The organism is Rhizobium chutanense (genome assembly GCF_002531935.1).
In the GTDB taxonomy this organism is placed as follows: domain Bacteria; phylum Pseudomonadota; class Alphaproteobacteria; order Rhizobiales; family Rhizobiaceae; genus Rhizobium; species Rhizobium chutanense.
Genome location: NZ_NWSV01000037.1, coordinates 32,462 through 43,233, shown reverse-complemented (window position 1 = coordinate 43,233; position 10,772 = coordinate 32,462). Strand labels below are relative to the sequence as shown.

Genomic DNA, 10,772 nt, shown 5'->3' with positions numbered 1-10,772 from the left:
GCAGCGCAACTGACGGAGAGCAATATGGTCCAGTCGCTCCAACTTGGCACGTCCAGTCAGGCCGACGATCAAAATGGTATGCGCCGGCTCAACCGCCTGCCGATCATCATCGCCATCATCGTCGTCGCGCTCTTCGTTGGCGTCGTCGTGATCGGCCTGTCGCTGCGGGGGCTTTCCTTCCATCGCGGCGACATCGAGGGGGCTTCCAACACCCCTGCGACCAGCTTCGGCGACCAGCTCAAACGGGGTGTCACCGACGGCATCATCGGCGAGCCGGAGAAGCAGGAAGTGTTTCAACCGACCCCTGTCGTTGAGCAGAAGGTCGAGAAACAGGAAACCGTCGTTGAACGCCGGCCGAATGACCGACAGGAGCGACGCTCGACCCTCGAATCCGAGGCGGAGTGGAAGGCTCGCCTGAAGCGGGAGCAGGACGAGCAGTACATCCGGGAAGTGCAGCGCCAGCGGATGGCTCGCCTCCAGGCTCGCGCTACGGCGCTAGATTCGCCGCTAAAGGTTGACATCGGAGATGCCGAGAAGGCGACCTCCACCAATGACACCGGCCGCCGGCCGACGAATGCAGCCGTGAACAGTGCCTCAGACCTTTATGCCGCCGCCATGAAATCCGGCCTGATGGGCCAAAACGTCGATCAGAACGGACAAACGTCGAAGGAGGATTTCTTCAATCAGGACATCAAGGATCTCGGCTACCTGCCAAACCAGGTCGTGCCGCAGATATCACCGTATGAACTGAAGCGCGGGTCGGTGATCCCGGCGACATTGATCACCGGCCTCAATTCCGATTTGCCTGGGCGGATCACGGCCCAGGTCAGCCAGAACGTCTACGACAGCGCCACCGGCTATCGCCTTCTCATTCCGCAGGGCGCAAAGCTCTTCGGTCGCTACGATTCAAAGGTGTCATTCGGACAGGAACGTGTTCTCGTCGTCTGGACGGACCTTATTTTCCCGAATGGGTCAACCCTACAGATCGGCGGCATGGCAGGCACCGACGCCGAAGGATATGGGGGCTTCCAGGACAAGGTCGACCGCCATCTTTGGAGGACGTTCGGTTCCGCAGCACTGGTGGCAATCATCGGGACGGGGATCGACATGTCGATGCCGGAGAGTTCAACATTGGCCACCCAGGACACGGCATCGGATGCAGCACGGCGGAATTTTGCCGAAAGCTTCGGTCGCGTCGCGGAACAGACGATCTCGAAGAACCTCAACGTTCAGCCGACGATTCGCATCCGTCCCGGCTATAAGTTCAACGTTCTGGTCGACCAGGATATCATCTTTCCATCGGTATATAGCGGGCGCTAACCCATTTTGAACGCTGCTCCGCCCTCGTGTCGTCGGGTGGAGCAATCCATCCGCGCCCCGGAAATCAGCGTTCGCAAAAATCTGTTCCCAAATTGTCATATTTAGATAGCGAGGACTTGAATACTCGGTAGAGGTGAGTAGACCTATCAGTTGCAACGACCGTGGATATGCTTCGCATAGAAGGCAACTGCGTTTTCATCGGAAACGAATGGGGACAGAGAATTCGCAGCCATGGACCGATGCCCCGTATGGCTCCGGCTGGTCGCACGGGGGACCCATGTAACTGGCGGCGCGTGGAAGGCGCGACGGGCTGGGAGGCCGCAGCTGCGCAAGAGGAGAATAGCCAGTGGACGGTGACCTTCGTTCTCTAATCGACATGACCGAAGCTGCACACGATGAACGCATGATCAAGAGCGCTCTGAAAAGCTTCGCAAACTCCCATGGCTTCGAGCGTTTTGCGTATCTCCAGACCGAGGCCCTGGACATCCGCACATTCAACTCCTATCCGGAGGACTGGCAGGATATTTACCTCGGTAACCACTATTCGCGCATCGACCCCGTGATCACGGAAGCCAAACGTCGCATGGAGACGTTCTCCTGGACGGCCGATGATTGGCCGGCTCGTGGCTCCTCGGAGCTCAGACGCTTTCGCGACCAGGCAATCGAGCACGGCATTCGCAGCGGACTGACGATCCCTGTCGAAGGCAGTTTCGGATCGACGATGATGCTGACGTTTGCCTCATCGGAGAAGAAAGCCGAGAACGGCAAAGTGCTGGACGCCCAAAAAGCCACGCGGGTGGTCCTTGCGATCCATTACCGCCTTAAGATCATCGCAGCAACGACGATCGTCGCCCCGAAACGGCTGCTCTCGCCAAGGGAAGCGATGTGCCTCATGTGGGCGGCAAAGGGCAAAAGTGCCCCTGAAACCGCAATGTTGACGGGGATCAACGCGCGAACAGTGCAGCACTACCTCGATAAAGCGCGCGAAAAGCTCGACGCGGCGACCGTTCCACACCTCGTGGCGATCGCTAAAGATCACGGCTTGGTTTGAGCGTCACTCCTCGCCGTCGAGCGGAACCTCGGGGATGTAGCCGAGCGCATCGATGATCTGCGAAAGCTCTTCCTGCTGGGATTCGGATTTCTTTTGGCGTGCGGCGTATTCTTGCTGCAAGGTTTCCAGCACGGCGCTCGAAACTGATGGATCGGCAGAAGCGCGCGTCCATTCCTCGTAAACAGCTTCGTCGGCGACAATGAGCCGGCGGTGCTCTCGGATCCCGGATATCGCAAGGGCCTCCAGTTCCGACTTGTCCATCGAACGGAAGCAGGATCCCATCGGTTTTGCTTCGTCGTTCGTCTCGGACGAGTTCACGTCCTTCATCCGCTTCCCCTTAATTTCTTCATTTGCCGCTCGAAAGCAAAATCCTGTGAGCACTAGACCGCATAGGCCATAACTGCACGGCCTGTCTTTCAGAAGTTCATGAGCCCAATATCCCAAGCTAACTTGTGACGGCCTGGACGAGCAATATCATGCGCCGTGACGAATCGGAACTATAGTTCCTGGAACAATAATTCCGATTCAGGTTCCGCTCGCGTCATGGATCTCAAGGAGGTCATGGCGATCAATATGCGTCGAATCCGTCATGGCAAACAATTGACGCAGGAGGAAGTGGCCCATCGTACGGGCCTCAGCGTCCGCCATGTCGGAGCAATTGAGCGTGCCGAAATGTCCGCGACCGTCACCGTCCTTGGGCAAATCGCAGAAGCACTGGATGTCGAACCTGCCGAGCTCGTGACGAGATGAAATACCGCGAGCGTGGGCTCCCCTCTCCAGAGGCTATGGCTGGCCTTGAGGCTACTGGCAAGGAGCAGGCGGGTATGAGCCGAACGGGCCCTCTCTAGTTGCCTTTCCCCGCGACCCCAACTTCCGTGGATGGCGGTGGGGCCTTGACGAGCTCGGACACAAAGTTCGTGAGGGGTACGATGTTCTCGTGCTGGCTCGCCTGCTCGAGGGCGTTCATGTACTCGTCGCGGCGCGCGACAGGAATGACGGTCCACGGAGCTCCGCTCTCGGCAAGAAGCGCGTTCATAATAAAGCGCGCCGTGCGTCCGTTTCCGTCCGGGAATGGATGGATGTAGGTGAAGAGAAACGGCGCGAGGATTGCTTTCACGCGCGGATCGGATTCCTCGGAAATGCTCTCGAATAGCGCATCCATGGCGTCGGCGATTGCATGCGGCGGCAAGGGGACATGCGAAGATCCCCGCAGATAGACATTGTGCGACCGATAGCCAGCCAGTTGATGCGCCTTGATGATGCCCGCGGTCACCGAGGGGCTGAACATGGCACGAAACCAGTCCTGGTGCCGTGCCTCGAGCAGTTCGCCGGTAGGCGCTCCATCGAGGATCTTCCTGATATCGTCGCGAACTTCCTCGAAGGCCAGTCGGTACCCCTTGGCGGCGAGGGCATTCTTCGTTTCGTGATCCCGGGCGTCCGCGTCCGGCTCCCAATTGCCATCCTGCACCCGCTGAATCAGCTCTTCGGAAACTTCGTATCCCTCGATCGAAAGCGAATTCAGCGCGTCAGCCACATAACGCTCATCGATGTCGGCGATATATCCGGCGCGATCGTTGATCCGTACCCGCTCGAATCCGATGTGATCGAGGGCGTCTTTTCCCATTTTCGCCCAGAGGTTCTTGATCCGGGTGGCCGCCGGCGCCTGAACTCGTCGAGCATCCAGCGTGATCAGGTCAACCGTCGGATCGAACGGGTTGTCTTCGTGCGGGGTGTAGCCGGCCGACTCCAGGGTCTTCATGATCGTGTCTGCGTCGCGCGCTCTTCCCAGGTGGCGCAGGGCTCCCGCGATGCGACCGCCGACGTGGCTCCGGCCGCCGTCCAACAGGTATTGCAGCAACGTGTTTGTTCCACGGATCGAGCCGATGACGGCGATGACATCGGTCGCCGACGTTTTCCACGTCTCCGGCGAAAGGTTGCAGATTGCCTCCTCCATCGGCATCAATCTCAGTCGTTCTCTTGTCTCGGCCGGCTCGTTTTCCTTGGAGCGCAGCAGATAGAGCGACGTGTTGCACGGCAGCTTCACAAGCTGATTGTTGGCCTTCGGACTTCTGACGATAACCTGCGCAGGAATGGAATGGTTTTCGGACCACAAAGCCACGGATGCCTCCGCGGAGAGCCGCCATTCGTCGGCAAAGCGGTCATCCAGGTATCTGGCAACAAACTCCCAGTAGACCGTGCTCCAGGCGGCATCGATCCTGTTATTGGCGGACGGTCGCGAATTCACCGCCAGCCAGCCCCTCATGATTTCCTCAAGGAAGCCATTGTCCTGGAGCCGTTCCCGGTGGACACGGCTGAGTTCCTCGGATTTCACCACCGACCGGGTGCCGTTCTGCGTCACCCCCCTGAGCTCCGCCAGGGATGTCGCGAGCAGTTCGTGGGGCTTCGCCATGTTGGCCTCCGGCTTCCGTGTGGGCCACTACTTCCGTGCATTGTTGTCGCACTAATTTGGCGCCTTTGAAAGACACTAATTTCACGCGTTGGAACTACACTAGTTTCAAGCATTTTTCCAACACTAATTTCGCGCTCTTGAAATACACTAATTTGATGCGCTGCACTTTGGAAACCTCACCTCGCCGCCCGAACTCAACGCTACGGCTGACCTCCAATGCGGGACAGGTCGATCCGTATCCCCGCTCGCCCGACCTCCTGCACCGTCTCGGGCTCACCCTCTCCAAGTTTCGCCGCGTTCTCCTCCTCGGCGGGGGTCTCCTCCCTAGTTTGCTGCGGTACTTCAACCGGTGTTCCCGGATCCTCCGCCTCGAACACGCTCACGCCCTCAAATTCGCCGGTCCTCCAGGCGTAGACCGCATCCTCGAATATTTGCGGGAAGACGTCTTTGCTCGTCGGGTTCCCGTACCATTTCGCGACGATCCGGAGCACCTTGGCGAACATCGCCGTGCCTTTGCGGAGGTTCTGGCAGGCATCGACGAGGTCCGGTTTGAGATCACTCGCTTCCTTGATGCCAACGCCGGCGGGAAACTGGGTCAGCCCGACGCGGACCACCGCCTGACCAGCATATTGCCGCACGATCGCCATCGCCTCGTCAGCCGACGCAGCTTTTGGCACGAGGATCAAACGGCCACCGGAATTGACGGTGACGGCGAGGGGATCAGTCGACCCTGCTGATGCCACGAACTGCTCGACGATCGCGGGTTTTAGGGAAGGGTCGGCGCATTCTTTGATCAGGGCTGCGTCCAGCATAGTGTCTCCTTTCAGGTGTTGAAGGCAATGACGAGTGGCTTTGCGAAGAGTTTTGCCCAGGCGGTGGTGGCGGCGCGCTGTATGGCGACGATCGACGTGCCTTCGGTCCACCACCCGTTTCCGATGGCGAGGATGGCGTCCGGATCGTGCAGCATCGACTGCAGGACCGGCCAAACGATCAGTTGCTCGTAGCAGATCAGTGGTGCGGCCTGGCTGGCGCCGATGGAGGCAATCGGATTCGCGAAGAAGTCCGCCCGGGCGCCGCCGCTCTCCCCAAACCAGGATCGCCATGGCTGCCACATCGAGCCGGGAACCGGCATGCGTTCGCTGTAGAGGATGCGGCTGCCATTCCTGTCGATCGCAACGAGGACATTATCGTAGCCGTCGGCGTCGATTACGACGGCGCCGGCGATGACAGTGGCATCGCCATCGGCAAGTGCGCCCGTCCATAGACGCTCCACGGTCGGCGTCCAGAAGCCGAGCGCACTTTCCGGCAACACGACGAAGCGGGCGCCTTTGCCGGCTGCGCGGCGCACCGTTGCGATCATGTCACGCTGGCGTTGAAGACCGGTGTCGCGGCCAAGCGAAACGCCCAACTCCAGATCGACGCCGTGCCAGGCTTCCGGTAGCTTCGGGTCGGTCCAGATTGCGGCGGACCACAGCCAAAAGCCAGTCAAGGCGATGGCGACAGCTGGCCAAATGCGGGTTACGAGGCCCGCAAGGCCAACTGTCATAAGCCCCAGTCCCCACCATCCCCATCCCGGAAACAGTACCCCCGCGGCCGTGACGGGATGCGCCCATCCCGTGATGCCGAACGGCGGGATGGCCATGATGACGGCCGCAAGGAGATAGCGGAACGAACGAATGCCGGCGGTCCCGGTCCACAGGACCGTATGCACGGCGACAAAGCTCAGGGACGCACATAGCCAAAACAAAAAGCCCGGCCAGAAATCCGACGAATAGAAGGCAGCAACGCCCTGTGGCAGACCCCGCGACGCGGCCAGGAAGTATCCGGCCGACACGAGCGCCGCAATCATTCTCGTTCGCGCGATCGACCAAAGAACAGGAAACGCCAACGCGACGGGCAGTAGAGTCACGTATCCGCTCCACCCCACCACGCCGATCGCCATCGAACAGGATATCAGTAACGCCGATCGAATGTACTCACGGCGCATAGGTGAGGACCTCCTGCGCCAGACCGAGAACGCCCGACGCAGGCACCGGCCCGAAGTAGCGGGAGTCATAAGAACCGGGGAACGCTGAGTGCAGAAAGACATATCCTGGCGGCACGATTCCACTCGCAGACGGCGCCAACGGCCGATCGCTTCCGTCTCGTGATGCGAGACTGGAAGAGGAAACCACTCGCCCCTCCACGCTCACGCTAGCGCCGATTTCGACATGCTGTCCTGCGACTGCGATCACCGTCTTGATCAGCGGCGCGACGCCACCCGGGCAGGAACCGGAACGGAGATAGCCACGCGCTCGTGCCTCCCGCATTTCCACGGTTGCCGGTGGGCAAATGAACACCAGGTCATTGCCAGCAACAGGGCGACCGAGCGGAACGATACGCCACAGGCCGAGTGGCTCGCTCGGGGTCAGATTGATGCGATAACCGCCGGCGAGGGCCGTGCCGATCGCCAGTATGCCGACGGAAGCGGCCACCAAGATGATCCCTGCCGCCCGTCGTTGTTGTGCGGTCTTCGCCCGGCACGTTCCTGCTCCCGCCGTCATTTCAGCGAGAGCCCTTGGCTCTTCGTCTGGCGCAGTGTCTCAGCCTGCTTAAGCGCTTCAGTCGTTCGTTCATGAGCGGCGAGTTGCTGGATTGTCCGCATGGAATTCCACGCAGACTGGACCTCAGCCTTCTGGCCAGCCGTCATGCCCGCTGTGACGGTCTCGAAGGTCTTGCCATCAGTGTCTTTCGCAGCCAGTGGCAAGAAGGTTCGTTCGCCGAAGCGCTCGGACACGGCCTTGGCGAAACCTTCGAGTTCGGCCTTCACCATCTTGTCGGCCAGCGCATATTCGAGGCCGGCCGGGAGATCGTTGCGATCGATGGCATCGCGGACGCGTTCGAGCGTCTGCTTGGCCGCTGGAGAGAGCGCAGGGATGTCGACCGAAACCTTTAGCCGGACCGCGCGCTCCTCCATTTCATGTTTCAATTCGGCCCCGGCCCGCTCACGAAGATAGCGGTCAAGGTTCCGGGCGAGCGCCGGCACATTGGCGATGGCTTTTTCCCGGTCCTGCCTGTCGGCACGGCTGGCAAGAAGACTGGTCTTGCCCTTGAGCGCGCCGAAGCTTTCAGGCTCGCTGGCAATTCTCGCGAGAGTGGATTGCGCGATAGCCCCGTCCTTGAGCATGGCATCGACATTGACTGCCTTGAAGGCGGCTTCCGGCTGCGCGTAAACGAGATGGAAGCGGGTCGAGACGTCCTCCCATTGTTTCTTGAGTCCGGGGTCGGCGGCGAGCTTGTCCTCGACAGCCTGCTCGAACGATTTCGGGAAGGTGGTGATGCCTGATACCATGGGCTTGGCCTCCTTGATCGGATTCTGGGTTGGGGAGTTTTTGAAGCTGCCGACGAAGCCAAGTTGCGTAGCAATAGCGGCGAGACGGGCGCCGAGGTCGACCAGCTTCTGTTTCTGCCGGATGGTCCATTCGAGGTGATCGCGAGCGACCGTCCGGGCGACATTCATGAGGTGCAGACCGCGCGTCTCGGCGAAGCGCAACGCTTGGCCGTAGAACGACGCCTTCTCGTAATCGAGGGTCGTCTCCTTGGCGTTTCGGCGCGACAGGATCGGAATGAGGCCGCCGGATTTCGCGAAGGAGCGACTGCCGTAGTAGACGACGAGATCTTCACGATGGCGGGTCATCGCCACATAGGTCAGATGCCGGTCCAACGAGAGGGAAGCAAGCACCTTTACCCGGTCGACTGTCGCGCCCTGGCTCTTGTGGATCGTCGTCGCATAGCCGTGATCGAGATTGTTGTAGAAGCGCTGCTCGATCGTGACCTGGCGGCGGTGCTCGCCGTCACCCACCACGGCAACGATCCGCCCAGGTGTTGCCTCGATGACCTTGGCCAGCATGCCGTTCTTGACGCCAAGGCTACCCTCGTTCTTGAGGAACACGATCTGGTCGCCGTTCGCGAACATGCGTGTTCCGTCCTCTGTCTTGAACGCAAACCCGTCTGCGATGACGCCGCGTTCGACCAGCTTGGCACGCGCCATCTCGTTGAGCATTCGCACATCACGGCGGAGGTGTGCGAGGATCAGGCTACTCTTCGAAGGGTCGTAGTCGTGATCCCAAGCTGCGATAAGGTTTTCGACCGCCTCGTCCTTCAGTCTCAAACCAATCATTCGACCATGAGCGGTGTAGGCATCGACAGCCTTGCGAACATTGCCACGAGCCAGATCGAGCGAGGCATCGCGCATCCATTGCTGACGCTGGCGATAAATTGTCTCGAGTTCGGCATAGCCGATGCGATCGGCAATGGTTCGGAAGGCGGCGCCTGCTTCGATCGGTTGAAGCTGTTCCGGATCGCCGACAAGGACGAGCTTGGCGCCGGCCTTGGTCACGGCTTCGACCAACAGCGCCATCTGCCGTGACGACACCATGCCGGCTTCGTCCAGCACGAAGACAGTCTTGTCATCGAGCTGATTGCGGCCCTGGTTCCAGCGTAGCTCCCACGACGACAGCGTCCGCGATTGGATGCCCGCTTCCTTCTCCAATCCCTCGGCCGCTTTGCCCGCCAATGCGCCGCCGACCACACGATAGCCTGCCGCTTCCCATGCTTCGCGCGCAGCCTTCATCATCGTCGTCTTGCCGGCGCCGGCGCGGCCGACGACAGCGGTAATCCGCTCACGGCCGGCGACATGCTCGATGGCCACCTGCTGTTCATCCGACAGACGGGCATGGCGCGCAAAGGTCGCCTCCAGCACCGCCGGTCGGACGCCATGGGAGCCACGAGCGGAAAGCCACATCGCGCGGTTGGCCATCTCGGCTTCCAGGCGGATCATCTCCCGGGTCGTGTACTTCGCGGGTGTCCGAATACCTGTCGCAAAGTTGATCCGCTCGCGCTCCAGGCGCAGCGCTTCCGGGCTCTGCAGGATCCTCACCATCAGACTTTGGAAGAGACCGGCATCGTCGATGTAGCGGTACAGGACCTTCGCTACATCGCGCTCGTCGAAGACGCTCTTCTCCCGGGTGATCAGCTCAAGTACGATCTCGGGACGGCGCTGGATGCGCCGCGCATTCTCACTGCGGCGGGCCTCCTGAAGTTCGATGCGTTCAAGTTTGGGAGCCGAGGTCTCCTGCCTCTGATCGGTCTGCTCGGCCTTGCGCTCGATGGCTTTGGTGCCGACGCCAAGGTGAATGGTTGGCTCGAGGTCGATGCCCTGCTTTTCGAAGGAGCGGCCATCAATGCGGATATCAAGGCCGGCAAGCGCCAGATGTCTGTTCTGGCAGGCAAACCACCCATCGCGAAACGCGTTGAAATCCTCAGTGCTGCCGGCCCATAGATCATAGACGATCTTGCCGGCATCATTGCGCATCGGCTTGCCGTCCGGGCCTGTTACTGCGACCTTCTTCGAACCGAACCCATCTTCGGTGAGTGGCCGCAATGTGGTCATAAGATGGACATGCGGGTTGCCTGGCGCATCGTGATAGACCCAGTCGGCGACCATGCCCTTCGCCGTGATATGCCCCTCCACAAAGTCGCGCATGAGCGCGATATTCTGCTCCGCCGTCAACTCGAGCGGCAGGGCAATGGTGACATCCTTTGCGAGTTGGGCATCGGATCGCTTCTCGAATGCCTCGACCTTGTTCCAGAAGGCTTCGGATGCTCCCGCGACCGAGCGATCGGCAATCATCCCGCGCAGCCATTCGGGAGAGTCTACCGGAACCACGAACTCTTCGTGCAGCAGCCCCTGCTTGCGGGTGTAGTCGATCGTCCGGGCTTCCCGCTCGAACTCCATCTTGGCGCAGTGCCGGTAGGCCGCCGACAGCACGGCGCTGCGGCCGGAGCCGCGGGCGACGACGCTGACGGAGAAATGGGGGACGGCCACGGCGGAATTCTTTCCCGGTTGCGAACGAAATCAATGGGTCCGTCGGGAGCGGGAGGCCTGACCAGGTCTCAGCAAGGGCGTCGCGTCAGCGACGTATAATTGCGCCCTTGGAAGCCGCTCCTTCG

The 10,772-nt window shown here is 60.6% G+C and carries 9 protein-coding genes; 3 read left to right on the top strand and 6 right to left on the bottom strand.

Annotated features, from left to right (window positions below):
* Positions 1-24 precede the first annotated feature (24 nt).
* Together trbI and CO666_RS30640 are read left to right on the top strand one after the other, a co-directional pair.
* A complete protein-coding gene (trbI, locus tag CO666_RS30645; protein ID WP_097615724.1) occupies positions 25-1,320 on the top strand; it encodes an IncP-type conjugal transfer protein TrbI in 1,296 nt (431 codons plus the stop codon).
* Positions 1,321-1,666: 346 nt separating this feature from the next.
* Positions 1,667-2,371, top strand: a complete 705-nt coding sequence (locus tag CO666_RS30640) for an autoinducer binding domain-containing protein (protein ID WP_097615723.1) — start codon at positions 1,667-1,669, stop codon at positions 2,369-2,371.
* A 3-nt stretch (positions 2,372-2,374) separates the two neighbouring features.
* Here CO666_RS30640 and CO666_RS30635 read toward each other — a convergent pair whose 3' ends face one another.
* A complete protein-coding gene (locus CO666_RS30635; RefSeq protein ID WP_097615722.1) occupies positions 2,375-2,698 on the bottom strand; it encodes a transcriptional repressor TraM in 324 nt (107 codons plus the stop codon).
* Between the two features lie 216 nt (positions 2,699-2,914).
* Here CO666_RS30635 and CO666_RS30630 point away from each other — a divergent pair, with 216 nt between their 5' ends.
* Positions 2,915-3,121, top strand: coding sequence for a helix-turn-helix domain-containing protein (locus CO666_RS30630; protein ID WP_097615721.1), 207 nt, complete (start codon positions 2,915-2,917; stop codon positions 3,119-3,121).
* A 94-nt stretch (positions 3,122-3,215) separates the two neighbouring features.
* On the opposite strand, the gene CO666_RS30625 is transcribed toward CO666_RS30630, so the two are convergent.
* From CO666_RS30625 to traA, 5 genes are all read right to left on the bottom strand, one after another.
* Positions 3,216-4,781 carry a Fic family protein gene (locus CO666_RS30625; RefSeq protein ID WP_097615720.1) on the bottom strand — a complete coding sequence of 522 codons (1,566 nt, stop codon included), beginning with the start codon at positions 4,779-4,781 and terminating at the stop codon, positions 3,216-3,218.
* Positions 4,782-4,981: 200 nt separating this feature from the next.
* On the bottom strand, positions 4,982-5,593 hold the full coding sequence (locus CO666_RS30620; RefSeq protein WP_097615719.1) for a TraH family protein: 612 nt from the start codon (positions 5,591-5,593) through the stop codon (positions 4,982-4,984).
* A gap of 11 nt (positions 5,594-5,604) precedes the next feature.
* The gene (locus CO666_RS30615) at positions 5,605-6,768 is read right to left on the bottom strand and encodes a conjugal transfer protein TraB (RefSeq protein WP_097615718.1); all 1,164 of its coding nucleotides are present in this window, start codon (positions 6,766-6,768) and stop codon (positions 5,605-5,607) included.
* Positions 6,758-7,255: a conjugative transfer signal peptidase TraF gene (gene traF, locus CO666_RS30610; protein ID WP_245436899.1), complete on the bottom strand. Its 498-nt coding sequence runs from the start codon at positions 7,253-7,255 to the stop codon at positions 6,758-6,760. The genes CO666_RS30615 and traF overlap by 11 nt, the downstream gene beginning before the upstream one ends.
* Before the next feature lie 65 nt (positions 7,256-7,320).
* The gene (traA, locus tag CO666_RS30605) at positions 7,321-10,647 is read right to left on the bottom strand and encodes a Ti-type conjugative transfer relaxase TraA (RefSeq protein WP_097615716.1); all 3,327 of its coding nucleotides are present in this window, start codon (positions 10,645-10,647) and stop codon (positions 7,321-7,323) included.
* Positions 10,648-10,772: the final 125 nt, after the last annotated feature.